Origin of the sequence: Pseudoalteromonas sp. SG44-17, assembly GCF_014164235.1 — a bacterium.
GTDB lineage: Bacteria > Pseudomonadota > Gammaproteobacteria > Enterobacterales > Alteromonadaceae > Pseudoalteromonas > Pseudoalteromonas rhizosphaerae.
This window is the reverse complement of sequence record NZ_JACJEV010000034.1, coordinates 1-26,456: the sequence shown is the minus strand read 5'-3', so window position 1 is coordinate 26,456 and position 26,456 is coordinate 1. Positions and strand designations below refer to the sequence as shown.

The following is a 26,456-nucleotide window of genomic DNA, read 5'->3' as shown; positions in this document are numbered from 1 at the left end:
GCTATGCCAAAAACAAGGTGTTACGTGACACGAAAAATACTCATCATTGAAGATACGCCAACTATAGCGCGAGTGCAAAAACACATTGCAATTAAAGTTGGCTATGATGCAGATATAGCCTGTTCTTTAGCGCAAGCAAAAGAGTTAATTAGTAAAAATAACTATTTTTGCGCTGTAGTAGACTTTATTCTACCTGACGCACCACAAGGAGAGGCTGTACCCTGCACTATTGAAGCTCAAATTCCTACCATAGTAATGACCGGCAATATAGATGAAAAGACCCGTGATATCGTCGAAAAATATCCAATAATTGATTACATCACTAAAGAGAACAAGCAAGCCTACCATTATTTAGAAAAGCAACTACAGCGCTTACCTCGCAACGAAAACGTTAAAGTATTAGTCGTTGATGACTCACAATCAGCACGACTGCATATATGCAGCTTGCTTAGACGTCATAAATATCAAATATTACAAGCCTGTGATGGCATTGAAGCACTTGCAGTGCTCGAACAAACACCCGATATAGCCGTTATAATTGCAGATAACGAAATGCCTAACATGAATGGTGATGAGTTATGCGGTGAAATTCGTCGCTTATACAGTAATGATGAAAAAGCAATAATCGGTATTTCCGGCTCAAATGCAGCGCATCTTTCGGCGCTTTTTTTGAAAAATGGCGCAAACGACTATTTACGCAAACCATTTAATAACGAAGAATTTTATTGCCGTTTGAGCCAGAACGTTGACATGCTGGAACAAATTGCCACCATTCGCTTGCAAGCGAACACTGACTATTTAACTAAACTACCTAATCGTCGCTACTTCTTTGAAGAAACCACAAAATCATTAAAGCAAATGCAGAAAAAAGAGTTAATTCCCTCTTTGGCGATGCTCGATATTGACCATTTCAAAGCAATCAACGATACCTACGGCCATGATGCTGGTGATGAAGTACTAAAAGGGCTTTCAATTTGTTTCGCAAAATACTTTACAAAAGACTTGGCGGCTCGTTTAGGCGGTGAAGAGTTTGCTGTGTATTTTAATGACACAAATAAAGATGAAGTATTAAAACGTCTGAATAATTTTCGTCACTTTGTTGAGCTCAATAGCCCTGAATTTAGCAAAGAAAAAATTCAATTCACGCTTTCTATTGGTTACGCACACGGGCCTGTTTATCAAATTGATGAATTATTAAAACAGGCCGATATTAAGCTTTATGAGGCTAAAGCAACTGGCCGCAATAAAGTCATTGCTTAAACAGGCTTAGTGGGTGCAGGGATATTTTCACGTTTACGCTTTTGTGATTGTCGATAGGAATCCCAACTAAAGATAGCCAGCGCACTCCAAATACAAGCAAATGTTACTATTCGTTCAGGACTAAATACTTCACCATAAAATACCACCGCCAACACAAACATTAAACTTGGCCCAATATATTGGAAAAACCCTAAGGTAGTATACTGCAATCGCTTGGCAGCACCTGTAAAGCAAAGTAGTGGCAGTGTGGTAATAACGCCTGCACTGATCAACAATACATTAGTATGCCAATCATTCGCTACGAAATCAGAGCTATTCGATGGCGCCATTAACCACCAATATACTAAAGCAACTGGCAATAATATTAATGCCTCTAGTAGTAACCCCGGCAATGATTCGATAGGTAACTTTTTACGAAGTAAGCCATACACCGCAAATGACCCTGCTAATGAAAGTGCGACCACCGGAAATGAGCCAAAACTAATAACTTGGATCACCACTCCACATAACGCCAGAGCAACCGCTAGCGCTTGCCATTTGCGTAGTTTTTCACTTAAAAAAAGCATACCTAGCAGTACGTTTAATAACGGATTGATATAATAACCAAGACTTGCATCAAGCATATGATCATTATTAACCGCCCAAATAAATAGCCCCCAGTTAAAGCCAAGTAAGGTGGCCGTAATAACCAGCATAGCAATGAGTTTAGGGTGTTTAAGCACATGCTGCACTTTATGCCATTGCTTCATTACTGCAACAATGATGACGATGAATAATACCGACCAAACCACACGATGCATCAGTATTTCAAAAGCTGATATATGCTGTAGTAATTTAAAATAAATAGGTGCTAAGCCCCACATAAAAAAAGCCATACAGGCTAAGATAACACCTTTACGCTGTTCAGGATTAGTTGGCATAGATTGTTTCTGATGTAGATGAAAGGCCGCTAGTTTACCTGCCAGCTACGCTTTATCCAACTAAATAAGTTGCCGTGCCAAAAGCTATTTGAGTACCTTGTTCGTTATGGAGCTCCATACGACATACGCATACTTTATTACCGGAGCGAATTAGCTTGGCACTAGCGGTAAATTCAAGTCCTTTGCCTGGACGCAAGTAATCAGTGCGCAAATCGATGGTGCCGAGTGTCGCTAGCTTGGTTTGAATACTAACTATATTAAGCTCAGTGAGCTTATCTATCATCGCCGCCGCAGCGAGCATCCCCCCCACATTATCAAGCACCGCAGAGATCACACCACCGTGGAGAATTTTTTGAGCGGGATTACCGATAAAGACATCCTGCCAAGGAAAGCTTATTTGCGCTTGTTCCGCATCTAGTGATTTAACTTTTATTTGTAAAAACTGGTTAAACGGCATTTGCTCTACAAAAACTTTAGCAACTTGGTCAATTAATTGGGCTTTATTCATTATTATTATCCGCAACTTTATAACTGGTAAGATGAGTAAAGCACAACTAAAAAGAAAGTGCGATAAAAAGCACCTATGCAAGGTCGCCTAAAAGCTCTAAAATGTCCGCGATGAATACACCAAATCCCACAGCAAGCACCGTAGTGCGCAGTCCCGCAGCTATACTCAAACAAGTGTTTGGCTATAGCGAATTTCGTGATGGCCAAGAAACGGTGATCAATGCAGCCCTTAACGGCCAAGATTCGCTAGTATTGCTGCCAACTGGCGGCGGCAAATCAGTATGCTACCAAGTGCCCGCGCTTGCCTTAAGCGGTCTGACAGTCGTTATTTCGCCATTAATTTCCCTTATGCAAGATCAAGTATCACAATTGCAAGCGCTCGGGGTGAAAGCGGCGTATATCAATAACAGTTTAAACCGCGACGAACAGCAGCAAATATATCAACAACTGCACAGTGGTTTGCTTAAGCTACTGTATGTTGCACCTGAAAAAGTGCTGCAACATGAATTTAAAGAGCGCTTAAGTCACCTTAATATTAGTTTATTTGCGATTGACGAAGCTCACTGTGTATCACATTGGGGTCATGATTTTCGCCCTCACTACTGCCGCTTAAGCGAACTAAAACAACGCTTTGCAGATGTGCCTATGATGGCGCTCACAGCGACAGCTGATAAAGCCACGCGGTTTGATATCGTCCAGCAGCTTGGTTTAAATGCCCCCTATATACACACTGGTAGTTTCGATCGACCAAATATTCGTTACACCATTGAAGAAAAATTCAAACCGCTGGCGCAATTACTTCGCTACTTAAAAGAACAACAAAATCAAAGTGGTATTATTTATTGCACCAGTCGAAAACGAGTTGATGAAATAGCTGAAAAGATCGCTGATGCGGGAATGAACGCAGCGGCTTACCATGCTGGTATGAGTAACGAGCAACGCCAATTTGTACAAACCGGTTTCGCCCGTGATGATATCCAAATTGTGGTGGCTACTGTAGCCTTTGGCATGGGCATCAATAAACCCAACGTCCGTTTTGTACTGCATTATGATATTCCCAAAAGTATCGAGTCTTACTATCAAGAAACTGGCCGTGCTGGCCGTGATGGCTTGGCCGCTGAAGCTATTATGTATTTTGATCCGGCCGATATTGGCCGTGTTAGGCGATTTTTTGAAGACATTGAAGATGAACAACGTCGTCGTGTCGAAGAGCAACGTTTTAACGCCATGGCCAGCTTCGCAGAAGCACAAACATGTCGTCGACAAATACTTCTTAACTATTTTAGTGAATATCAACGCGAACCGTGCGGTAACTGCGATATTTGCCTAAATCCACCAAAAAGTTTTGATGGTACTTTAGTGGCACAACAAGCCCTTTCGTGTGTGTATCGTGCCGAACAACGGTTTGGTTTAGGCTACATAGTTGAGCTACTGCGCGGAGCAAATACCAGCCGCATTAGGGATAACAATCACCACCAACTCAGCACTTATGGCATTGGTAAAGACCACAGTAGTGAATTTTGGCTCAGTATTTTACGCCAACTGATTCACCAAGGCTTACTGAGTCAAGATATCACCCAAGGCTCAGCACTGCGCTTAACCGAAGGAGCTCGCGCTATTTTGAAAGGTCAATACGCGCTGCAAATGGCTGAACCACGTCTGCAAGCGAAGCACGTATACCAAGACAAGCTCGCTCAGTTTAATTACGATAAAAAGCTATTTGCCAAACTACGTGCCTTACGTAAAGAGCTTGCCGATGCGGATGATGTGCCACCATATGTGGTGTTTAACGATAAAACCCTCGCAGAAATGGCGCAACTAATGCCAACCAATGACAGTGAATTTCTCAAAGTGTCAGGAGTTGGCTTTACTAAACTCAATAAGTACGGCAGCCCTTTTTTACACGCCATACGCGACTACTTAGCCCAGTCTTAAATAAAGAGAAAATTGATGACTCAGCTGCAACTAGATAATCAACATAATGCCATTATTATTATCCCCAGCGAAATGCCCAACGATGATGATTTCGAGCTTTGGGCGCAGTTATTTTTACATGGCCCAGAAATAGTAATTGGTGAATTTGCAGCGGGAGCGGATCGCCACCAATGCCGCTTTACGTATGCGCAGCAGAGCTTTAATTTAAACTTTGAACATTACAGTAACAGCATTTGGATTAATGGCGAAGGCATTGAAGCTGAGCATTTATTAGCAACTTTAGCACACTATTTTCTTACACTATTGCAACAATGAGGTAGACTTATACACTAACTTAGTGTGTAGTGGGTAAACGCTAAAAACCCATAATCAAGGATTTCAATGGTGATAAATAACGCTTATGCACTTTTATTGTCTAGCTGTTGCAGCACTTTGCTCTATTCATCCTATGGCTTAGCGCAATCGTTTAATGACGGGCAGCAAAGTTGCAGTAATCAGCGCACAACTACACCCACTGAAAAAAATCTACGTCGCCAACTTGATGTTGATATACAGCTGCCAGAAAAAACTAATAATGCAAAAATAGCCCAGGTCGAACTTGAGCAACTCAACGTTTTCAATACCAATTTAGAAGCAGAAAATAACGCATTATTTCGCTTTGCTAATCGCGTTCATATGACCACAGAGCCTAATGTTATAAAAAGTATTTTATTGTTCGAACCTGGTGATCACTATGAGCCGAAAAAACTCGCCGAATCAGAGCGCTTATTACGTCGCCAAAGTTATCTATACGATGCCAGAATAAAAGCAGAAACTAACTGCAATGGTGACATAGATGTGAAAGTGATCACCCGCGACTTATGGACGTTACTACCAGAAATTAGCTTTAGCCGCAGCGGTGGCGAAAATAAATCGAGTATTGGTTTTCGTGAATCCAATTTATTTGGCTGGGGTAAACGTTTATCACTCGCTCGCACTACTGATGCTGAACGAAATGGTTACCTGTTTGTTTATGATGATCCTAATATACTTTCTAGCCGCTACCGTGGTCGCATAGAATACTCTGATAACGACGATGGTAAACGCCATTTATTCGAGCTTAGCTACCCTTTTTACTCTATTGAGACACCTTACAGCTATGGTTTATTAAGCTTTTCTGATCAACGAACTGAATCTCTTTACAAACGTGGTGAAGTATTCAGTCAATTTATCCAGAAAACAGACTATAATCGCATTCACTTTGGCCACTCTAAACAGCTTGCTAATAATTGGACTCAACGCATTAGCGTCGGTTATACCCATGAACAGCAAGCTTTTGAGAGCACAGTAAATACCGTCACACCATTGGCTGAAAAACGGGAGCTAAGCTATCCATATATCAATGGTCATTGGTTTGAGGATCACTACATAAAAGTGCGTAATTTCGACAGTATTTATCGTACTGAAGATTTAAATCTTGGTTGGAATGTGCAAGGTTTATTAGGCTATGCAAGTGAAGAACTAAGCAATGACGATAGCCGCGCTATTTACTCTTTTGATGCGAAAAAAGCTCATTTTAGTGGCGATAATACCCTTTGGCGCTTTCATGCTAGCCTAGATGGTAATTGGAACGAACAACAAAGCAAAGTAGAGAACTTACTCGCGAGCACTCAAGTGCAGTATTATTTAAACACCAGTTTTGAACAATCGTGGTATGCCAAAATACGCTTAGACTATGCTAAAAACCTAACTCCCGACAAACAGCTAATCTTAGGCGGCGAAAATGGCCTACGTGGCTATCCGCTAGACTACCAACAAGGCGATCGTAGTTTTTTAGTTAATCTTGAAAAACGCTATTATTGGGAATACGACCTGCTTCAGCTGTTTAAAGTTGGTGGAGCTGCATTTTTTGATATTGGTCGCGCTTGGTTTAATGACCAAAATAACGGTAACAATGGCCAAGTATTGAAAAATATAGGTATCGGGTTACGGCTCGCTCCAAGCAGAGCAAATGCAGGAACTGTGATCCATTTAGATATCGCCGCTCCACTTGATAAAAGTGATGATGTTGATTCTATTCAATGGCTAGTCACTGTAAAAAATTCCTTTTAAAGTGTGCTAAAAACGCTAAACTAGTTGCTCCTAAACCGCATTTGGATTGATTGTGGAACTGTTAGATATTCTTAGCACGCAGTATAAACTCGTCGTCACTTTAGTTGCTCTGTTACTTTTTCCTGTACTATTAAAACTGACTAAAAAATTACTCGAAAAAACTATTAAGGGCAAAGTCGATATTCACCGTAAATATCGTGCCGAACTATTACTGAAAATTATTCTCGCATTTGTAATGCTGTGCTTAGTGTTAGTTTTTTGGGGTATTGAATTACGGGGTTTACTGGTACTTGGCTCATCTTTGTTTGCCATGCTAGGTGTTGCACTATTTGCAGCTTGGTCGCTATTAAGCAATCTAACCTCGTTTTTGCTAATGTTTATTCAAAATGACTGTCGTGTTGGTTATTGGGTTAGAGTTATTGACGGCGCGAACTTTGTTGAGGGGCGTATTGTCGAGATGGGCTTGATGAATGTGGTATTAGAACATGTTGATGGGCACCGAGTTATTTATCCTAATAACCTATTTGTTACTCGCCCGGTGATGGTTTTAAATAAAGAGCCGAAACCTACTAAAGCAATCGCGGTTAAGCGCGCTATTGGACCTAAAAAGCTGCAATAAACGAAAAGCACATAACAAAAAGCCGTTTAAGAATATCCTTAAACGGCTTTTTTGATCAGTTACAATCAGCAATTAATTATTTAATTCCGCTGTTTTTAACTCATCTTCAATATCACTTATTTCATCAATAAAGGTTTCAAGCTGTTGTTCTACCAAGCTGTTTGCGTGAGCAAAATATGCTAAATGAAACACTGCATCACCTTCATTAACCAGTGGCATAGTTTGTTGACCAATCACTATACCACTTCTTGGCGCTAATAATTCCAGCTCAGAATCACCGAGCGGGCTACTGATATAAGCTAATATTTGCCCTTTCATTACTCGCTCACCCAATGATACTTGCGCACGCACAATGCCATCGACTTCAGCACGCACCCAACTGGTAGAGCTGGCAATAATTGGCTCAGGTAACTTTTTAGCACGCTTGCCACGGATCATTTTTAAATGACGCATGACATAATCAACGCCTTGCATACCAGCCGCTATTGCAATTGGATCAAACCGCAGCGCTTCTCCAGCTTCGTATGTGATCACCGGAATACCTAAGTTCGCGGCCTCACTTCGCAGTGAACCATTACGAAGTGACGCGTCAATAACGGCTGGTGTACCAAATGCATTCGCCATTTGTGCCGTTGCTTCATCACTCAAATCTGCGCGAATTTGCGGTAAATTGGTGCGATGTATTGCGCCAGTATGTAAATCAATAATATGCGTACAATGAATGGCCACTTGCGAAAAGAACATATGTGCCATACGTCCAGCAAGCGATCCACGAATAGAGCCCGGAAAACTACGATTCATATCACGGCGATCAGGTAAATAACGTGACTTATGAATAAAACCAAATACGTTAACAATCGGCACAGCAATCAGCGTACCACGCAGCTGGTTAGCATCTATTTTTGCTAATAATTGGCGTACGACCTCTACGCCATTGAGTTCATCACCATGAATAGCCGCACAGACCATTAAAACAGGCCCTGCTTGAACTCCATTCACTACCTCTATTGGGATATTCAACGGCGAATGGGTGTACAGCTTAGCTGCTTCTAGAGCCAGCGTCTTACGCTCACCGACACCCACCGTTTCACCTAATAAGGTAAACGCACTATTGATTCTAACCTTTGCCACGCGTTGCGGTCCTTTTGGTTGCAGCGGTTTTTTCGATAAATTCGATCACCATACCTGCAATATCTTTTCCTGTTGCTACTTCGATACCTTCAAGACCTGGTGAAGAGTTAACTTCCATTACCAAAGGTCCGCGTGATGAACGAAGTAAATCAACCCCAGCTACGTTCAAGCCCATTGCTTTAGCTGCAGCTACTGCTGTTCTACGTTCTTCTGGCGTAATACGCACTAATGTTGCACTGCCACCGCGGTGTAAATTAGAACGGAACTCACCATCTTGTGCTTGACGCTTCATTGCGGCAATCACTTTGTCACCAAGTACGAAACAGCGGATATCAGCACCACCAGCTTCTTTAATATACTCTTGTACCATGATATTAGCTTTTAAGCCCATAAAGGCTTCAATAACACTCTCAGCTGCTTTACGTGTTTCAGCTAACACCACACCAATGCCTTGAGTACCCTCTAACAGCTTAATAACTACAGGTGCACCGCCAACCATTTCAAGTAAGTCTTTAACGTCATCTGGCTTGCTAGCAAAACCGGTTACCGGCATACCAACGCCTTTACGTGATAACAACTGTAACGAACGTAATTTATCTCGCGAACGTGAAATAGCAACTGATTCATTAACAGGAAATACATTCATCATTTCAAACTGACGCAGTACTGCACAACCATAAAAAGTAACTGAAGCACCAATACGCGGGATTATGGTATCAAAATCTTTTAAATTTTCACCGCGATAATGGATCTCTGGTTGCTCAGAGTTAATGTTCATGTAACAACGTAATGCATCGATCACTTTTACTTCATGACCACGCATCTCAGCTGCTTCAATTAAACGACGCGTTGAATATAAATTCTTGTTACGAGATAAAATACCAATTTTCATAGTTAAAACCTTAACTATCTAATAAATGAGATAAAGCCGGATCAACGACTATACGATTTTCCATGGCTGTGCGCCCTAATAACATTCTAAACTTCATACTCGCTCGGCTGGTCAAAGTGACTTCTATTGGCCAACTTTTATCACCAGCGCAGAGCTTAGTCTCAATAAAATACCGCAACTCACGCTGCCCACTTGAGCTGGTTACATATTTCATCTTTTTTACTTTAGCATCACACTCAATTTGAGTGTGCTCATCTTCTTGCAAAGGCTGAGCAATAAATTTAACCCACTTTTCGCCTTCTCGCTCATATTCTTCAATATTAAGAGCATGAATACATGACGTACGGGCGCCCGTATCAATCTTAGCCTTAATTTGATTAATGCCAAGCTCAGGTAAACTTAACCACTCACGCCAACCAACAATTATCTTTGCCGTCATAAATGTGCCCTTTAATAAAAAACTGTCTTATACGCTACACGGATAAAAACACAAATGAAATAATTTTATCCAAATGATAAGCTAATTTAATTGACCTAAGTCACTCAATAGTCAACTATATTAACATACAGGATTAATGAGAATTTACTATGTTCAATGGTTTACTACACGCACTTATACTTGATGAACAAGGCGGCGCACGCACAATTGATAATAGCGCAGACCTACATAACTGGCAGCCTGAGCAAGGTAAATTGTGGGTTCATCTTGATTATAGCCAAAGTGAAGCCATAGATTGGTTACAAAACAGTGAATTGTTGACTGATTATGAACTTGCATCATTAACAGCCGATGAAACACGCCCTCGTATCACCAAAGTAACTAACGGTTGTATGTTGTTTTTACGAGGCGTGAATTTAAATCCTGCGCAGAGCCCTGAAGACATGGTCTCAATTCGTTTATTTATCAATGAAAATGTAGTGGTCACTACCCGAAAACGCCGTTTACTTTCAGTCCAAGATATTTTAGCTGCACTGGAAGAAAAAACTGGGCCAGTTAGCATTTCTGAATTAGTTTGCCAACTTACACAAAATCTTACCTCACGTATGCAAGGGGTAATTGATGGTTTAGATGACACTCTAGATATTTTTGAAGATGAAATTGACGAGCCGACCAAGCGCTTTGATAACCAAGGACTGTCGCAGTTACGCCGTCAATCAATTGGTTTAAAACGCTACTTAAGGCCACAAAAAGAAGCGCTCAGTACTTTAATGGCAAACAAATACAGCTGGCTTAGTGAAAACGACAAAGCCAAGTTAAACGAAACCACCAATCTACTGATCCGCTTTATTGAAGAATTAGACAGCTCTATTGAACGTGCGCAAATTATTCAACAAACCATTACTAATCAGGTTTCTGAACAATTAAATCAGCGTATGTATGTGATGTCGGTGGTTGCGGCACTGTTTTTACCGCTAGGATTTTTAACCGGTTTACTTGGCGTAAATGTAGGCGGTATCCCTGGTACAGAGAGCCCTTACGCATTTAGTTTTTTTGTTATATTTTTAGTCGTGATCACCGGTGCCATCGGCGTTTACTTCAAAAATAAAAAGTGGCTTTAAAAATACTCACGGTTGTTCAATTACATTGATTGGTATAGTAATGATAAAAGTAGTGCCAGTACCTAATTGACTCTGGCACTCTATCGTACCGGCTAGTTTATGTATTACTAAATTATAAACAATGTGCAACCCCAAACCTAAGCTCAGTTGTGCGTTATTCGTAGAAAAGAACGGGTCAAATACTTGCTTGCGGACATCTTCTGGCATGCCTTTACCATTATCGCTGATTATCAGCTGAAGTTGTTCATCATGTTTACTCACTGTAATGTTCACCTCCCCAGGCGTTGAATCATCAAAAGCGTAAACTAAGGCATTTTCCACTAGCTGCCCTAAAATTTGCGAGAATGCACTTGGTGAGGCAAAAAAACGAATTTCTTGCTGGTATTGGCATTTAACTTTATGAGGCGTTTGGTCAACACGTGAGTGGATTGACAGCAGAATATTATCGATATACTCACCTAAGTTAAACCAGCGATTTTCCTGTGTATCGTTGTCTACCGCAACTTGTTTAAAGTTATTGATTAGATTTGTAGCTCTGTGGAGATTAACGCTCAATAACTCTGTGCTTTGTATTATATGATCATAGGCCTGATTAAACTCCTCTCTCGACATATTACCCGCAGCCGCTTTGCCATGAATGGTTTTCGAGGTGCTTTCCAGTACTGATGCAGCCGTGACGCAAATACCCAATGGGGTATTTATTTGATGAGCAACTCCAGCAACCAATCGTCCTAACGACGCATGCTTTTCATTTTCAATTAACTGTTGCTGAGTACGTTTTAGCTGTTCCAGCGATAATGTTGCTTCTTTGGTCTTAGTCTCAAGCTCAGCAGTACGCAGAGCCACTTTACGCTCAAGTACCGCATTTAACTGTTTTACTTGTTGCTGTGAAGACATCAACTTGGTATTCGCATCTTCAATCTCACTGACGTAGCTTTTTACTTGTAAGTACACATCATTTAAAGCAGTAATAATTGGGGTAAACTCATTGCGTTTAGCATACTCAACTGGCAGTAGATTAACTTGCTTATTACTACCATAACGAATAGAGCTTTTTATGATATTTAATACCTGATCAAAAGGGCTAAACAAAGCTTTGAGGATAAAAATCATCAGTATAATAAAGCCGAGCCCTATGCCACTGCCTGTGATTAAAGCCCAAGAAGACACTTTATCAACTTGTTTACTTAAATCATTTTTAGGAACTAATGAGCCAAAGATAAAACCGCTCTCACTAAGCTGATAAAAAATATACTTATCTTCAATTGCTAGCTGCTCAAACCCAAAGCTATTGACCTTACTTAACCGACTTTGAGCTACTAATGTTGCCGCCCAAGGAAAGTCATCGGTCAACTGCTGTACCGTTTGAGGCTTGTCTGTAAAGCCAATAATTAACTCAGAATCCCGGTGAAATAAAAATGATTGTGCATTTTCGGTCACTTTAATGCTGACTAAAAACTCACTTAACTCAGCTAAAGACCAGTCGAGCGTCGCCATACCAATCGGACTGCGGTTATCGTCAAGCATCACCGCATCTATGGTCATCATCAACGAGAATGAGCCTGCATCATCGTAATAAGGGTTAGTCCAAAATATAGGACGATAGCTTGATTGGTTTAATCCCCACCCTTGCTGTACAGCAAGCTGGTACCAATCCTGAGAAAAATAATCGTACTGTGGTGTATTGAGATCCCACGTAAATTGCAGCTGTTTATTTTCTTTATATACATATGGGCCAAAATAACGATACTGCTCATCCAGTACCTGCGGTTGATACCAAAGCCCTCCGCCCATAGCTTGCTCAAAACTAGTAAACTTGTTTTGTAACGTGCGCTGAGCCAGTTCCTTGATATCAGCCATGGGAGTAGATTTTTGATGACGCAGAAAGTATAACTGTTCACCACTTAGAGCCAGATCGATCGCATGACCTTGCATTTGTTCTGTAAGATGATTGATACGGGAAATAGTGCCATTAAACACAGCCTGAATTTCATTTTGCTTAAATTCATCCAAAGATTCTTTGTAAATTAGCGTGTTGAATAACTGTAGGGTTGAATAAGCCAATATCTCAAACAAAATGACAAACACCAGAATACGGGTTTTAATATTCATTCAATCTCCAGAGTACCCTTTGCTAAAGAGCTCATTTAACACAACACTCACAGGCATTGCCTAATAACAACTGTGCTCGACTTACTTAGTATGCAAAAGGACATGAAACTGTAATCCCCCCATTTTTAATGGAGGCGAGCTGTAGTGCATAATACAATTCCCTAAGATAATGAATTATGAGTATAGTCCAGTTGTCAGTTTTACCACTTGTGCAATTTATTTAATTCAAAATATTAGTAGGGGTTTATTTACATCATGAGTACTAAAAGAGTGTGATTGAGGGCAAACACAGTGGAGTAAGATAGAGAGTTATTATTGATAGCCTTTGATGAAAGGCTGGGCATTATTGCAAATGGCGCTCTCGGTAGGGATCGAACCTACAACTCAGCCTCCGGAGGGCCACGTGATATCCATTTCACCACGAGAGCACATTTGTGCCACCACACCAACTCGCGATATCAGTGCTTAGGCCGAGCAATAATAAAGGCATATGCAATTAAATGCTAGCTTCTATCGCTTAGATGCTTAATAATTCAGCAAATTATAATAAATTACTTCACAAGCAAGCAAAAAACAGCTATTAAATTATACTTAATAAAAATCACTAACCATTTTGCAACATATAAATGCCCGTTTAACGACTTTTTAAGGCGCTTGTAAAAGGTTTAACATGAGGAAGTATCTATGAGTTTAATGTCAACCGAGCAAGTAGCGGAGTTTTTAGGGGTTAAAGTTGAACGTGTAAAGCGTCTTGCCCGGGAAAGTTTATTAATATCGAAATCTGTTGATGAAAACGGCGAACCACTATTTGATGCAGATGAAGTTGCAAAATACAAAGAACTTGCGGCGCGTTTTGGTGGTCTTTAACGATGCTCCATTGAGCTAATCAAACAATCCAACTGCGTACGCAACTCAGTCACTTTATTATCGACTGAGCGTGCGCTATACCAACAAATACACAACACTAAAAACACCAACTGATAGCATTCAAGCTTTTGCAGTGAATTGTGAAATTTTTGAATAGCAGGCAATTGCTGTTGGTAGTTTGAAAGTAAGCTATTTTTTTGCTTATCATTCAACGCAAAGCTAACAGTTAGTGCTGCTAAATCGAAGTATACGTCATTACTTTTAGCGTACTCAAAATCAATTAAAAACATGCCTTGGCTATTCACAATAATGTTTTCTTTTACTAAATCATTATGGCAAAAACCTTCATCACGGGGTAATAACGCGATTTGCTTTAATGCATCCTCAACGCTTGCTTGATATTGCTGATATAAGCGAGTTTGTTTATAAAAATCCAGCTCATACTTTATATCCATCGCCTCAGTAACAACATCATGGCAATGAAAAGCAATCAACTTTTGCAACAACTCTAAAGTGTAATCCCCTTGTGCAATATCCCCCTCTAGGTATTCAAAAATCGCCAGCTTGTTAACTTCATCAGTCCACAGTGGTTTGGGGCATACCTGCTGCTGCGCAAATACAGTTTGTGCTGCCAAGCCTTGCGCTGGCCAATGCTCGCGATAGCACTTTAATAAAAAAGCCTGCTGTGCAGTACGCACTAAAAAGTTATCGTTACTTAAGCCGCTAAATAGCCGCTCATTGCTCAATACCTTTAGTTGTGGATCAAAAGCGGCAAAAATGCCGCTAATTTCTTTACCTGTCATACTGCTTCTTATAATTGCGCCAAAGGCTTAGCTTGATTTTGCTCATACTCTTCATACCAGGTTTTAAACCCCCATGCTGCCATTATGGTGTAGAAAATAAACAGCGCTAATGTTGGGTAGTAGCCTTTCTCGTAATACAAATACATCGAAGCCGCATCAATAACAATCCAATACAGCCAATTTTCCAGTACTTTTTTCGCAACTAAATACGTTGTAACAACAGCAAAACAGGTTGTAAAACTATCTAAATAAGCAAAGTCTGCATGGGTGTGATTGTTCATCACATAACCAAATATTAATGCCACAATCGAAGTCGCAATAATAATGAATAAGTGTTGATGCAAGCACCATGAGGTAATCACTAATTGATGTTTATTAGCGTCGCCTTTTCGCCATATTACCCACCCATAAACCGCCATATACATATAGTAAAAATGCAATAGCGATTCCATTAATAAAGCACCATTCCAATACATTATGGTATAAATAAGGGTGCTAAAAAATGCCGCAGGCCAACACCACAGATTTTCTTTTATTGCTAATAGCAAATATGCCATAGAGAGCGCCACTGCGATATATTCCCAGTGCGACATTGCAGTAAACCCTGCGAGAGTTTCTGTAATAAATTCCATAATTGATCCACTAAGGCTTTAGCTGCTATTGGGGAGAGAGATCACCATTGAGGAATTTACAAACAAAAATAGCTTTGCCAAACTCTTCGTATGAACGTTTTATCTCTGTACTAAGCACTGACATTACTAAATCGTAATCCCCAAAAATTTGCGTCGACAAGGTATTTGTTATTACTTTTAAATCGTCATATTCATTTAAGCGATCAATAAACCCCTTAATAAATGGGATATAATCTTGATGAAGTGGGTACTTACTGATCTCTACAGATAATTTCATGACAATTCCTTGGTTTATTTAAAAATATGACCGTTATTGTAACTTGAGCTAAGCTACAAGTCATTCAAAGGTAGAGCGGATGTCGAAGAAGGTGTAAAATTAACGCAATTAAATTATTTTATGAGTGACTCATGGCACGACGCATTACGTACAAATTTAAAAATCAGCCTCGCGAAATTAATTTTGCAAAAGATAAATATCGCGATATGTATCAGGCTATTGCCGCGGCTGAAGGGATTGATTTAACAAATTATTTAAAGATGGAACAACAAATTGCTATGACTTCAAAAGGTTCTGCGGCAGTGCGTAATTTTCGTGATGAAGAGTTTGCTCGCATGGGTTTTAGCGATGTGTATTTTATCAAAGAGTAACGCTTAGCATTACTCTAAATATTCATAGCTTACCCGTGGGGTAATATTACAGACTAACTCGTAAGGGATTGTCGTGGCACATTGGGCGATTTCTTCAACGGGTAATTCTGGGCCCCACATCACCACCTCATCGCCGACTTTGATGCCATCAGCATTTGCACCAATATCAACACTGATCATATCCATAGAGATGTTGCCAGCAATACCATAACGTTTGCCAGCAATCACTACAGGTGTGCCATGTCTAGCATGGCGCGGATAACCATCACCATAGCCCATGGCAACCACTGCAAGCTTAGTCGGCTGAGCACTTTGCCAACAACCACCATAACCAACACCTTGCGCGGCATCAACATCGCGAATTGCAATGACCTTAGTGGTTAAGCGCATCACTGGCTTCAGCTGATGGTCTTTGCCAGAAGTGTTAAGCATTGGTGATACACCATACATCATCAAGCCTGGACGTACCCAGTCGCCATGACCTGCAGGCCAAGCTATAATACCAGCCGAATTTGCTAAACAATGTGCTTGTTGTTTGCCTTGCACTAATGAATCAAACAAAGCAATTTGCTCAGCTGTTTTGGGATCATTAACATCATCGGCACTGGAAAAATGCGTCATTAAATTGATTGTATCTTTAGCGTTATTCGTCGCTTGCAAGCGCTGATAAAAATCATTCAACTGCGTTGGTGCAATCCCTAAACGATGCATACCGGTATTGATTTTTAACCAGCAACTGATTGGTTCATCGAGCTTTGCATTTTCAAGTGCCCTGAGCTGATTTTCATCATGGATAATGGTTTGAAAGTTATTGGCTAATAAAATCGGCAAATCATCTTGATGGAAAAAACCTTCCAGCAACACAATAGGCTTGGTCAGCCCACCCGCCCGCAGTGCTAGAGCTTCATCTATTCGTGCCACTGCAAATGCGTCAGCATCATTAAGGTGCTGCGCTATTTTCACTAAACCATGGCCATAAGCATTGGCTTTTAATACCGCCATAACTTTACTATTAGGCGCAAACTGTCGCACTTGCGCTAAATTATGAGCAAGTGCTTGTAAGTTAATTTCGGCAATAGCTAAACGCATCAGTAATCATCATCTACAGCAGGTCCGGCGTAATTATCAAAACGCGAGAACTGACCTTGGAAAGTTAAACGTACTTTACCAATTGGACCATTACGTTGTTTACCTATGATAATTTCAGCAATCCCTTTCTCAGTACTGTCTTCGTTATATACTTCGTCGCGGTAGATAAACATGATTAAATCGGCATCCTGCTCGATAGAGCCTGATTCACGTAAGTCGGAGTTAATTGGGCGTTTATCGGCACGCTGCTCTAGAGTACGGTTTAGCTGCGACAGTGCTACGACTGGGCATTGGAGTTCTTTTGCTAATGATTTAAGTGACCGTGAGATTTCAGCAATCTCTAAAGTACGGTTATCAGAGAGGCTGGGAACGCGCATCAGCTGCAAGTAATCGACCATGATCATACTTATCCCACCGTGATCACGAGCTATACGACGCGCACGTGAGCGAACATCTGTTGGAGTTAGACCTGATGCATCATCAACATACATCTTTCCTTTTTCCATCAGTAGCCCCATGGTTGATGAAAGACGCGCCCAATCGTCATCATCCAATTGACCGGTGCGCACTTTGGTCTGATTAATTCGACCAAGGGATGCCAACATCCTCATCATAATCTGCTCCGAGGGCATTTCTAATGAGTAAATAAGCACAGGCTTATCTTGTGTCATTGCGGCATGTTCAGCTAAGTTCATCGCAAATGTGGTTTTACCCATCGACGGACGGGCGGCCACAATGATTAAATCTGATGGCTGCAAACCAGTGGTCATTTTATCTAGATCGGCATAACCGGTACTTACCCCCGTCACACCATCTTGTGGCGACTGGTACAACTCTTCGATTTTATCGACTGTTTTTTCTAAGATGCTGTGAATACTTTGCGGACCATCGTTACTTTTTGTCCGCTGCTCAGCAATTTTAAACACTTTACTCTCTGCAAAGTCGAGTAAATCGTGGCTGGTGCGCCCTTCCGGATTGAAACCTGCTTCGGCTATTTCATTGGCAACGCCAATCATTTCACGTACCACAGCACGTTCGCGTACGATATTCGCATAGGCGTCGATGTTCGCCGCACTTGGCGTATTTTTAGCAATTTCAGCTAAATAAGCAAAACCACCGATACCACTGAGTAAATTCTTTTTCTCTAAGCTCTCTGATATGGTGATCAAATCGATTGGATCGCCTATTTCAGCAAGCTCGACCATGGCTTCAAAAATAAGCTTATGGGTACGTGTATAGAAATCTTGCGAAACGACCAACTCGGCAACACGGTCAAAGGCTTGATTATCAAGCATTAAGCCACCTAAAACAGATTGCTCTGCTTCAATGGAATGAGGAGGAACTTTAAGAGTGTCGACTTGTTTATCTGGTTTAGCCATAACTTCGCAATACTAACAATGAATGGCCTCTATTCTATCTACTTGGCTACGTTGTGCAAAGAGCAAAGCAGGATTTCTTTTCCTACTTTGCTACGGGAGATTACTTTTGCTTACGTAATTCTATGCGCCCACTGATAGTGTCTATTTCAATATCAGCATCACCACCATTAACCGCAAACTCCAATTCACTTGATGGCCCATATTTCGCTTTTTTAACTTTATCGTCACTCAACTCATTAATAATTTTACCATTGGCATGCGCTTCAATTTCAAACCGCGCAGAAACATCCGTCGGGAAGTAAAAATCGGCATCGCCACTAACAGATTCATAAGTAATTTGCGCACCTTTTAGTAACTCATTAATATGTATTTCACTCTCACCATTTACCGTGCTAATACGTAAGCTTTTTAATGCCTGAAAAGCAAAGTCGATATCGCCATTAACATTCTCTAAGCGAACTTCTTGAGCTGCTGTTTTGGATTTAATATCACCATTGACAGCAGTAAAGCGCAGCGTGCCTTGTGAGTCTTTGTCATTAATTTCGCCGTTTACGGTTTCATAGCGTATATCACCTTTTAAGCCTATCGCACTGACATCACCATTAACGGTATCCACACTAATATTGCCACTGATGTTTTGTAAGTTAATATCACCATTAACGACATCAATATCAGCCCCGGCGATCAAATTTTTAGCACTGATAGTGGCGTTAACACCGGTAAATTCAAGTTCGCTGCTATTTGGCATATAAATAACTAATTGAGAACCATCGCCACTATTCCAACCGTTATTATTGTTACGCGGCATTTTAACGATAAATTCGATACGATCTCCTGCCACTTCTAAACGATACCCTTGTGCTTTATCATCAAGCTCACCGGTGATCTGTAATTGTGATTTATCCCAGCCCTCAATACGTACATCACCGCGTTGGTTATCTATAAAAATACGCTTATTAGCGGGCACCTCAATTTGTTCATTGATTTTCTCACCAGCAGAGGCGAAAAACGGCAATAAAGTTAGTGCTAATAGTAATGTTTTCATGGTTGATACTCCTAAATTTGTTGCCACTTCGGTGCATGCACCTTATTGATTAGATCTAATTGCTGCTGATAAACCTGTGCGAGCATTTTTAATAACGCTGGATTCTCAGGCTCATTGTCGAGGGCTTGCTTTATTGCCCGCTCAGCGTCCTCTAATTCTGTTAATTGCTGTTGCCAGTTATCTGTCAATGCAGGCTGATTTTGATATTGCACCAACAAGGTTTGTTTTTGCTGGGTAAAATAGTCACTCATCACCACACTTGTCGCAGGCTCAGAGCCGGAAAACAGCAACTGCACGGTTAATAAAGCCGCCACTGAGCATGCTGCCACACCCGCTAATTTAGGCCACAGCGCAGCTTTACCTTGCGCCTGAGGAGCATGCGTTAATGCTTTTTCGATACCTGGCCATAAATCTTTTTGTGGTGAGATCTCTGACTCAGTGTTATTGATTGACTCAGCTAAAAATGTTTCAAAATTAGGCTTACTCATTTTCATACCACTCTTTTAATAACTGACGGGCGCGATGAAATTGCGACTTACTAGAACCCACTGCCATTCCTAACATAGTGGCAATCTCTTCATGGCGATAACCTTCAATGGCGTGCAGCACAAATACCATACGAGCTCGCTCAGGTAGTCGTAATACTAACTTGTCGAGTCCATTTAGACCTTGGCAATCTGTTGCGCTTTGTTCATCCATACCGCTTTGCTCGAAGCTCACTACTTTTTGCAACCAATTCTTATGTTTACGTAAATAGCTAATCGCAATATTACTGGTGACACTGTGCAGCCAAGTTGAAAACTGTGACTGTCCTTCAAAGCTAGCGATTTTATGCCACAGCTGCACAAATACTTCTTGAGTTGCATCTTCGGCATGTTCGCGATCTGCGAGTAACCGTAAGCACAATCCATAAACCCGCTTTACATGTAATTCATAAAGTGCAGCATAAGCATTTTGATCACCGCTTTTTACACGGGTAATAAGTGCATCTTCGCTTAGCTGTGTAAAAGCATGTTTTGCATCTATCAACATCGTTGATGTTGTCCCTTTATGATTATTATTATGAAATGAGTATACCTAAGCACTCAGGAAATACGATCTTTCAGAATTTTAAGTTTCTTGAATAGTTAGACGTGAGATGTAAGTGAAAAGGTTTAAATGACATGAAATTATTTTTAACAAAAAACGGCTAACTTATCAGCTAGCCGTTTTATCAAGTGGTTTTATAACGTTGCTTCTGGGGGATCTTCTTCGGGCCCTTCAGTGGTTTTTTCCGGTACTTTATATGACCAGCCAAGGAAAACTAATTTGCCGTCAGACGCGCTGCCCCCACCACTACTTATATTTGCTAGATTTGAATCATGGTGAATACCACCTTTGCCAGACGCTGAAACCGTTTTGCCCCGAATTGAGCCACTGAAACCACCATTAGCGACGACTTTAACATCAGTCTTTGGCGCATAGATGGCTGCATACAAATTAGCATCAGCATCAATATCAATACCATTGGCTTGTTCATTGCTGGAATAAATACTGAATACCGGTTTACCAGTTTTGGTTAACCCATGCTTCATTGTGATCGACCCTGGAGACGCTTTCAATTTTACTTTACCGTTGACATAAAGGCTTAAGCTGCTGCCTTGTGCTATATGGATCTCTGAAGCGCCTTCCATCATGAAGTGACCATTTACTATCAAGGTTACATCACCACCCGCGACTTTTAAAATGCCATTATTTAATGAGAAGTTACCTGCTTTTAATACTTTTACATCAACAACGTTCTCAATTGTGTTTAACGTATAATTAAGTGTCGCAGGACGTGCGCCTAACCACTTTTCCCATACATAATCACCTTGATTTTCAATCTTAGACTGAGCTATCTCAGGCGTTAACTCGTAGATAACACGTGTTTCTGGCTTATCAGAGACTAGTGTTGAACTACCGTGTTTCACAATAATATTTTCGGCGCTAGGATCAACCAGACCATCAACAACCGTTGTTATATTTATTGAATCGCACTGTGTTTGCCCTGCTGTAAAATTATCAGGATCTTGAAAAGGTACCAACTCAACATTTGGTGATACATTATAACGTGGATCTGAGTAAGGAATACCACCTTGTTCAAGGTGTGGTGCTAAATCTTTTGCATTTAATTTGCCGCCATATAAAACGTCTAAGCCGTCATTATTTCTATTTTCTAGCACAGTACTCGCACTGTTATTAGGGAAGTTAAGATCTTTATTTGCTCTAACTACGCCTAATATTTTTCCTTGCTTCCAGGTAACCCCTCCCGCCGATAAAACATCTCCGCCTACAGCTGTATCAAGTGGAAAACCATCGGGTAAAACAGGATCAGTCGATACTGTAAAATTCGAATCAATTGTAATATGGTTATTTGCACGCAATGTGCCTGTGATTGGAGATGAGCCGGAAAAAGTAATACTGCCAGTCGCATGAACACTCCCCCAAATAGTTGAAGCACCTGATAATGTAACATCCTTATCTTTATAAACCGTGCCTATGACAGCGCCAGCCTCAGCCTTGTCAGGATCGTAATCCCCTTTACTTGAGTCATAGCTATCAATTCGACCACTGGCACTGAGTGACACCCCTTCACAGCCCACAATTGCGTTCTCAAAAACAGAGCCTCCTTTACCTGGCGTAAATCCAAACCGTGCGACTAAATTACTTTGTGCATCACCACCATAACGCTCACCCAAGCTGATGATTTCCAGCTCTCCAGCAGCATTTTTACTAATACTGGCATTATAAGTTGCATCTTCACCAATCAAACCGCGGCCTGATGCTGCGCCTGTAGCTGCGATCAAGCCATCGATATCTAAGGTTTTATCATCTGAAAAAGCTTGCTGTAATAACTTAGCTTCTTCGAAAACACCTTTTTCAGCGAGTAAACGGCTATTTATTTTCTTTTGAAAATTGCCACTCATACGCTCTTGAATAATATTTTCACGCAATGAATTAAGTACCACAATACTCGCCATACTGGTGAGGATAAGTACTGTTACAAGCGTAAAACCACTTTGTTTTTTAGCCATTACACACCACCAAAAGCATTGTTTAAAATAACATTAGAGACCGCAATATCAATGGCAATAGTGTTTCCAAATTGCGCAGGTAAGTTCTCTGGGCCAACATTAATAGTGACAATGTTATTATCAATTGCAAAACTCAACCGGGCGACTCCCGTCAATAACCGCTCTGCTGGAGCTGCTCCTAATGTACACATTAAATTATTGCCTACTAGGCTATAAACTTCATTTATATCAGCTGTTGATACACTGCCATTACAGGTGATAACCCCAGTTGGCTGAGTAACAGTAATTGCCGAGCCATCTGCTGCAACCAAAGGTGCGCTTGGTGTTTGTTTAATGCTACGCGTAAAAACCTTACTTGTGTAACGTATTACTTCTTGCGCATTTTCAAGCTCTTTACTAACTGAAATAGTGCCTTTAATAGCTGAGTATGAAAGGCTAACTCCAGCTAGTAGGAATGAACCAGCGGCTAGAGCCACCATCAGTTCTACAAGGGTATAACCTCGCGGACGATAAATTGCCATCATCAAATACACCCAACTGGTAGCTCAGGGTAACTAGCATTTAAGGTAATTTGATTTTCTAATTGAGCAGGGTCTTGTTGCTTGATCCGCTCATCAGCCCATGAAACTGTGATTTGCATATCATGCGCATACGCCGCAGGTAAGCTCAGCTGATAATCATCGATTTGCGGGTCTAAAGAGGCACGAAAGTTAGCATCCGTGAATAAAGCTGGATTTGTCGTTTGTAACTCACACAAGCGAGGCCAAATACGCTCTAAAGTATTTTGCCCTTGCACCAGCGATACAGTGTAATTAAAACTGTTAGTGGCATATTGTAGCGATTTGAGCTGAGCTGCTGCCAACCCTAATAAAGCAATACCGGCGATAACAACTGACAGCATCACTTCTAATAATGAAAAGCCACTTTGTTTAATCATTATGCACATGCCACTGATTTTTCAGCTAACCAATTTTGGCCGCTTTTTAAAATGCACAAGTAATAATCTACCGTTTTATCATTGTCATCTTTAATTAAAATCTCGCTCGCCGCAGAGATTTCGCCACTTGACCACACGGTACGATCAACTAAACCAACTGTTACACCATGATGTTGGATGACGAATTCTTTTAATACTGTATCAACACCATCAACAGCTGCTGTTACCTGCCATTTATCACCACTTACCACTAGCTTAATCTCACGATTACGTTTTACCGCCTCACTGCGCGCATATTTATACACACTATTGAGCTGATTTGCGGTGGTAACAACCCGATCTTGCATGATTTGCTGGCTAAAAGAAGGAAACGCTAATACCGCCATAATCGCAACGATCCCAACCACAATCATCAACTCCACTAATGTAAAACCGGCTGTTCTAGTCATTGTTACTCCCAGCAACTATTAGCATCAGCTGATTGTGTGCCATCATGCTTAATCACTAATGCACCACAGCGATCTCCTGCTTGGGCAGAACCGATTTTTGGGGTTGCAGTTAATGTAAAAGCACGACTTTTAAAATTAGCATCAGCTGCAGCGCCACTAACGCGGTTTAGCGCTGTATAAGTAAAAGTATAAAAATCTGTATTTTTTGCCGTATCAAAAGCATTTGGATAACCACCATTACGCGAATAAATACGCTCTAATACTGCACCATGTTGCAACATTACTTGTTGAATATCGGCACGGCGACTACGCTCCATATGCTCAATATATGAAGGCATAGCTACACTGTATAATATGCCTAGAATGGCAACGACTATTAATAACTCGATTAATGTGAAACCAGAAGAAAGCTTCGCATTTTTTATCATCTGCTCTTTCAATTTAAACATCCTTAACACTATGCCCAGTGCACAAACAATATACAGTGACAACGCTGTCACTGTCAATAATCTGTAACCTAATTACAATGCAGCTACATTTTAATAGGTATAAATAATTAGTTTTTATTTTAAATCAAACTATACCAGATAAAAAACCTAAAAAAGGGACTTTAATCAATTATTTATGTGGGAAATGATATGCTAGCTAGTGATATGTGTGAGAATAATAAACAAAAAAGCCGTGCTTTTCAGCACGGCTTTTTTCGCTTAATTAGAAATTAAGCTTCAGCGATTACGATTACTTTGATAGTAGCCGTTACTTCTGAATGAACTGCGATTGATACGTCAAATTCGCCAGTCTCACGGATAGTACCTAGAGGTAAACGAACTTCTGACTTAGCAACTTCAACACCAACAGCTGAGATAGCGTCAGCGATGTCGCGAGTACCGATAGAACCGAATAACTTACCTTCGTCACCGGCTTTAGATACTAATGTAACTTCAGCTAATGCTTCAAGCTTATCAGCGCGTGCTTGTGCAGCAACAAGCTGGTCAGCGATTTTCGCTTCAAGCTCAGCACGACGTGCGTCAAAAGTTTCAACGTTAGCTTTAGTTGCAGGAACTGCCTTACCTTGTGGGAAAAGGAAGTTACGTGCGAAGCCAGATTTAACTACAACCTGGTCACCTAGGCCACCTAGGTTAGCGATCTTATCTAGTAGAATAACTTGCATGTTTCTACACCTTTTAAAAACGTGTTAATCCGCTGCTTACTTATGTAAGTCAGTGTATGGAAGAAGGGCTAAGTAGCGAGCACGCTTGATAGCAGTTGCTAGCTGGCGCTGGTATTTAGCGCTAGTACCTGTAATACGGCTAGGTACGATTTTGCCACTTTCTGTAACATAGTTTCTAAGAGTAGCTAGATCTTTATAATCGATTTGTTGTACGCCTTCCGCTTTAAAGCGGCAGAACTTACGACGTCTGAAATAACGTGCCATGAGATAAATTCCTCAAATAATTCTTTCTATATGCTGAGCATGCAAAACCAATTGGCTAAGGCCGTTACGACCTTCGTGACGATTTAAAAAACCGCTCACTTGCAATGCCTGCCCAACGTGCAAATGTTGAGTCTGTTGTTGCATTTGCTTACCACTAGCAACCACTTGAAGCCGTACATAACTATTACGGTTAAGATCTGCTTCAATTTGCATTGATTTGTGTTCTACAACAAAAATACAATGCGGGATACCAGCAGGGCTTTGGCTAAACTTAGGTGTTTTACAAACAACCCCAGAAATAACCAGCTGATTCATAAAAGGACTGACCATATGGTTTACCTTAAAATTATCGCTGATCAAGTGCCATGCTTGGACTCAAAACAATTAAGCAGCTGGTGCTTCTTTCTTCTCTTCTCTTACAAGAGGAGATGCTTCAGTTACAGCGTCTTTAGTACGCATAACTAAGTTACGAAGCACTGCATCGTTGTAGCGGAAAGTAGTTTCTAGCTCGCTGATTACTTCAGTAGGTGCTTCAACGTTCATAAGAACATAATGAGCTTTATGAAGCTTGTTGATTGGGTATGCCAGTTGACGGCGGCCCCAGTCTTCAAGACGGTGGATAACACCACCAGCTTCAGTGATAGAACCAGTATAACGTTCGATCATACCAGAAACTTGCTCACTCTGATCTGGGTGAACCATGAATACGATTTCGTAATGACGCATGGATATTCCTTACGGTTAATAGAGCCTTCTACCGTTTCAGCCGGTCGGTTTAAGGCAAGGAATTAATATTAAATAGGCCGAAATGAGCGCGCATTTTACGCTTAGTCGGAAAATTAAGCAAGTAGGTTTTTAGCTTTAAGTGGTAAGTTGAAAAATCAGCTATCCGCTCAAAAAGAAAAACCATGCTTATTAAGTCAAGCATGGTTTCAAATTTTATCTCTAAACTGACGGCTACAAGCTTAAAGCTTTTCTTTTATGGCTGTGTCGTATTTCTCTGACGCAGTACTTCAAATAAACAAATACCTGTTGCTACAGATACGTTTAAGCTTGAAACAGTGCCCGCCATTGGGATTTTAACTAACA

General features: G+C 40.8%; 32 protein-coding genes and 1 tRNA gene. 8 read left to right on the top strand and 25 right to left on the bottom strand.

What is annotated here, in order from left to right:
* Window positions 1-24 precede the first annotated feature (24 nt).
* Window positions 25-1,260 carry a response regulator gene (locus tag H5182_RS18400; RefSeq protein ID WP_182760423.1) on the top strand — a complete coding sequence of 412 codons (1,236 nt, stop codon included), beginning with the start codon at window positions 25-27 and terminating at the stop codon, window positions 1,258-1,260.
* Here the strand turns inward: H5182_RS18400 and rarD are convergent.
* On the bottom strand, window positions 1,257-2,180 hold the full coding sequence (gene rarD, locus H5182_RS18395) for an EamA family transporter RarD (RefSeq protein WP_149980647.1): 924 nt from the start codon (window positions 2,178-2,180) through the stop codon (window positions 1,257-1,259). The two genes, H5182_RS18400 and rarD, sit on opposite strands and share 4 nt — an antisense overlap.
* A 52-nt stretch (window positions 2,181-2,232) precedes the next feature.
* Complete coding sequence (locus tag H5182_RS18390) at window positions 2,233-2,688, bottom strand: thioesterase family protein (RefSeq protein WP_182731614.1); 456 nt, start codon at window positions 2,686-2,688, stop codon at window positions 2,233-2,235.
* 110 nt (window positions 2,689-2,798) lie between these two features.
* On the opposite strand from H5182_RS18390, the gene recQ reads away from it, so the two are divergent.
* From recQ to H5182_RS18370, 4 genes are all read left to right on the top strand, one after another.
* On the top strand, window positions 2,799-4,622 hold the full coding sequence (gene recQ, locus H5182_RS18385; protein ID WP_182760422.1) for a DNA helicase RecQ: 1,824 nt from the start codon (window positions 2,799-2,801) through the stop codon (window positions 4,620-4,622).
* A gap of 15 nt (window positions 4,623-4,637) precedes the next feature.
* Window positions 4,638-4,937 (top strand): DUF3630 family protein, encoded by a 300-nt coding sequence (locus H5182_RS18380; RefSeq protein ID WP_182760421.1) that lies wholly within the window; start codon window positions 4,638-4,640, stop codon window positions 4,935-4,937.
* Window positions 4,938-5,006: 69 nt separating this feature from the next.
* Window positions 5,007-6,713, top strand: coding sequence for a hypothetical protein (locus H5182_RS18375; RefSeq protein WP_404936223.1), 1,707 nt, complete (start codon window positions 5,007-5,009; stop codon window positions 6,711-6,713).
* Window positions 6,714-6,765: 52 nt separating this feature from the next.
* Window positions 6,766-7,332, top strand: a complete 567-nt coding sequence (locus tag H5182_RS18370; RefSeq protein WP_145237051.1) for a mechanosensitive ion channel domain-containing protein — start codon at window positions 6,766-6,768, stop codon at window positions 7,330-7,332.
* 72 nt (window positions 7,333-7,404) lie between these two features.
* On the opposite strand, the gene H5182_RS18365 is transcribed toward H5182_RS18370, so the two are convergent.
* Genes H5182_RS18365 through H5182_RS18355 form a run of 3 tightly spaced genes read right to left on the bottom strand, consistent with a single transcriptional unit; the run spans window position 7,405 to window position 9,794 of the window.
* Window positions 7,405-8,463 (bottom strand): succinylglutamate desuccinylase/aspartoacylase family protein, encoded by a 1,059-nt coding sequence (locus H5182_RS18365; RefSeq protein ID WP_145237048.1) that lies wholly within the window; start codon window positions 8,461-8,463, stop codon window positions 7,405-7,407.
* Window positions 8,450-9,355, bottom strand: coding sequence for a 30S ribosomal protein S6--L-glutamate ligase (gene rimK / locus H5182_RS18360; protein WP_145237045.1), 906 nt, complete (start codon window positions 9,353-9,355; stop codon window positions 8,450-8,452). The genes H5182_RS18365 and rimK overlap by 14 nt, the downstream gene beginning before the upstream one ends.
* 10 nt (window positions 9,356-9,365) lie before the next feature.
* Complete coding sequence (locus tag H5182_RS18355) at window positions 9,366-9,794, bottom strand: ATP-dependent zinc protease (RefSeq protein ID WP_145237042.1); 429 nt, start codon at window positions 9,792-9,794, stop codon at window positions 9,366-9,368.
* Between the two features lie 149 nt (window positions 9,795-9,943).
* Here H5182_RS18355 and H5182_RS18350 point away from each other — a divergent pair, with 149 nt between their 5' ends.
* Window positions 9,944-10,915 carry a zinc transporter ZntB gene (locus H5182_RS18350; protein ID WP_145237039.1) on the top strand — a complete coding sequence of 324 codons (972 nt, stop codon included), beginning with the start codon at window positions 9,944-9,946 and terminating at the stop codon, window positions 10,913-10,915.
* 6 nt (window positions 10,916-10,921) lie between these two features.
* Here H5182_RS18350 and H5182_RS18345 read toward each other — a convergent pair whose 3' ends face one another.
* Window positions 10,922-13,027 carry an ATP-binding protein gene (locus H5182_RS18345; RefSeq protein ID WP_145237036.1) on the bottom strand — a complete coding sequence of 702 codons (2,106 nt, stop codon included), beginning with the start codon at window positions 13,025-13,027 and terminating at the stop codon, window positions 10,922-10,924.
* Window positions 13,028-13,380: 353 nt separating this feature from the next.
* Window positions 13,381-13,455 (bottom strand) — tRNA-Arg (locus H5182_RS18340).
* A 256-nt stretch (window positions 13,456-13,711) separates the two neighbouring features.
* Here H5182_RS18340 and H5182_RS18335 point away from each other — a divergent pair.
* Entirely contained in the window at window positions 13,712-13,894 is a 183-nt protein-coding gene (locus H5182_RS18335; protein WP_145237033.1) for a helix-turn-helix domain-containing protein, read from the top strand.
* Here H5182_RS18335 and H5182_RS18330 read toward each other — a convergent pair.
* From H5182_RS18330 to H5182_RS18320, 3 genes are read right to left on the bottom strand one after another with little or no spacing between them, the layout of a single operon-like run.
* A complete protein-coding gene (locus H5182_RS18330) occupies window positions 13,891-14,697 on the bottom strand; it encodes a phosphotransferase (RefSeq protein WP_182760419.1) in 807 nt (268 codons plus the stop codon). The genes H5182_RS18335 and H5182_RS18330 overlap by 4 nt on opposite strands.
* Before the next feature lie 8 nt (window positions 14,698-14,705).
* On the bottom strand, window positions 14,706-15,329 hold the full coding sequence (gene pnuC, locus H5182_RS18325) for a nicotinamide riboside transporter PnuC (RefSeq protein WP_145237027.1): 624 nt from the start codon (window positions 15,327-15,329) through the stop codon (window positions 14,706-14,708).
* 25 nt (window positions 15,330-15,354) lie between these two features.
* Window positions 15,355-15,606, bottom strand: coding sequence for a hypothetical protein (locus H5182_RS18320; RefSeq protein WP_145237024.1), 252 nt, complete (start codon window positions 15,604-15,606; stop codon window positions 15,355-15,357).
* Window positions 15,607-15,737: 131 nt separating this feature from the next.
* Between H5182_RS18320 and H5182_RS18315 the strand changes: the two genes are divergently transcribed.
* Window positions 15,738-15,977, top strand: coding sequence for a DUF2960 domain-containing protein (locus H5182_RS18315; protein ID WP_145237021.1), 240 nt, complete (start codon window positions 15,738-15,740; stop codon window positions 15,975-15,977).
* A 9-nt stretch (window positions 15,978-15,986) separates the two neighbouring features.
* Here the strand turns inward: H5182_RS18315 and alr are convergent, their stop codons facing one another.
* The 15 genes from alr to H5182_RS22400 form a co-directional block, all read right to left on the bottom strand.
* Entirely contained in the window at window positions 15,987-17,066 is a 1,080-nt protein-coding gene (alr, locus tag H5182_RS18310; protein ID WP_145237018.1) for an alanine racemase, read from the bottom strand.
* Window positions 17,066-18,445, bottom strand: coding sequence for a replicative DNA helicase (gene dnaB, locus H5182_RS18305; protein ID WP_145237015.1), 1,380 nt, complete (start codon window positions 18,443-18,445; stop codon window positions 17,066-17,068). Before dnaB ends, alr begins: the two co-directional genes overlap by 1 nt.
* A 100-nt stretch (window positions 18,446-18,545) precedes the next feature.
* Complete coding sequence (locus tag H5182_RS18300; protein ID WP_145237012.1) at window positions 18,546-19,490, bottom strand: DUF4097 family beta strand repeat-containing protein; 945 nt, start codon at window positions 19,488-19,490, stop codon at window positions 18,546-18,548.
* Window positions 19,491-19,501: 11 nt separating this feature from the next.
* The gene (locus H5182_RS18295; protein WP_182731620.1) at window positions 19,502-19,984 is read right to left on the bottom strand and encodes a hypothetical protein; all 483 of its coding nucleotides are present in this window, start codon (window positions 19,982-19,984) and stop codon (window positions 19,502-19,504) included.
* The gene (locus H5182_RS18290; protein ID WP_182718069.1) at window positions 19,971-20,522 is read right to left on the bottom strand and encodes an RNA polymerase sigma factor; all 552 of its coding nucleotides are present in this window, start codon (window positions 20,520-20,522) and stop codon (window positions 19,971-19,973) included. Before H5182_RS18290 ends, H5182_RS18295 begins: the two co-directional genes overlap by 14 nt.
* A 191-nt stretch (window positions 20,523-20,713) precedes the next feature.
* Window positions 20,714-22,546, bottom strand: coding sequence for a hypothetical protein (locus tag H5182_RS18285; protein ID WP_182760418.1), 1,833 nt, complete (start codon window positions 22,544-22,546; stop codon window positions 20,714-20,716).
* Window positions 22,546-23,070 carry a PilW family protein gene (locus H5182_RS18280; protein ID WP_182760417.1) on the bottom strand — a complete coding sequence of 175 codons (525 nt, stop codon included), beginning with the start codon at window positions 23,068-23,070 and terminating at the stop codon, window positions 22,546-22,548. The genes H5182_RS18285 and H5182_RS18280 overlap by 1 nt, the downstream gene beginning before the upstream one ends.
* Window positions 23,070-23,483 (bottom strand): prepilin-type N-terminal cleavage/methylation domain-containing protein, encoded by a 414-nt coding sequence (locus H5182_RS18275; protein ID WP_145236995.1) that lies wholly within the window; start codon window positions 23,481-23,483, stop codon window positions 23,070-23,072. Before H5182_RS18275 ends, H5182_RS18280 begins: the two co-directional genes overlap by 1 nt.
* Window positions 23,483-23,932, bottom strand: coding sequence for a GspH/FimT family pseudopilin (locus H5182_RS18270; protein WP_182731624.1), 450 nt, complete (start codon window positions 23,930-23,932; stop codon window positions 23,483-23,485). The genes H5182_RS18275 and H5182_RS18270 overlap by 1 nt, the downstream gene beginning before the upstream one ends.
* A 2-nt stretch (window positions 23,933-23,934) precedes the next feature.
* Window positions 23,935-24,372, bottom strand: coding sequence for a type IV pilin protein (locus H5182_RS18265; protein ID WP_310736427.1), 438 nt, complete (start codon window positions 24,370-24,372; stop codon window positions 23,935-23,937).
* A gap of 278 nt (window positions 24,373-24,650) precedes the next feature.
* Window positions 24,651-25,103, bottom strand: coding sequence for a 50S ribosomal protein L9 (rplI, locus tag H5182_RS18260; protein WP_145236982.1), 453 nt, complete (start codon window positions 25,101-25,103; stop codon window positions 24,651-24,653).
* A gap of 36 nt (window positions 25,104-25,139) precedes the next feature.
* Complete coding sequence (gene rpsR / locus H5182_RS18255; protein ID WP_002962753.1) at window positions 25,140-25,367, bottom strand: 30S ribosomal protein S18; 228 nt, start codon at window positions 25,365-25,367, stop codon at window positions 25,140-25,142.
* Window positions 25,368-25,379: 12 nt separating this feature from the next.
* Complete coding sequence (priB, locus tag H5182_RS18250; RefSeq protein ID WP_182731625.1) at window positions 25,380-25,697, bottom strand: primosomal replication protein N; 318 nt, start codon at window positions 25,695-25,697, stop codon at window positions 25,380-25,382.
* 54 nt (window positions 25,698-25,751) lie between these two features.
* Window positions 25,752-26,093, bottom strand: a complete 342-nt coding sequence (gene rpsF / locus H5182_RS18245) for a 30S ribosomal protein S6 (protein WP_145236974.1) — start codon at window positions 26,091-26,093, stop codon at window positions 25,752-25,754.
* Between the two features lie 253 nt (window positions 26,094-26,346).
* On the bottom strand, window positions 26,347-26,456 hold a 110-nt coding region (locus H5182_RS22400; protein WP_404936222.1), incomplete at its 5' end, for a TrmH family RNA methyltransferase.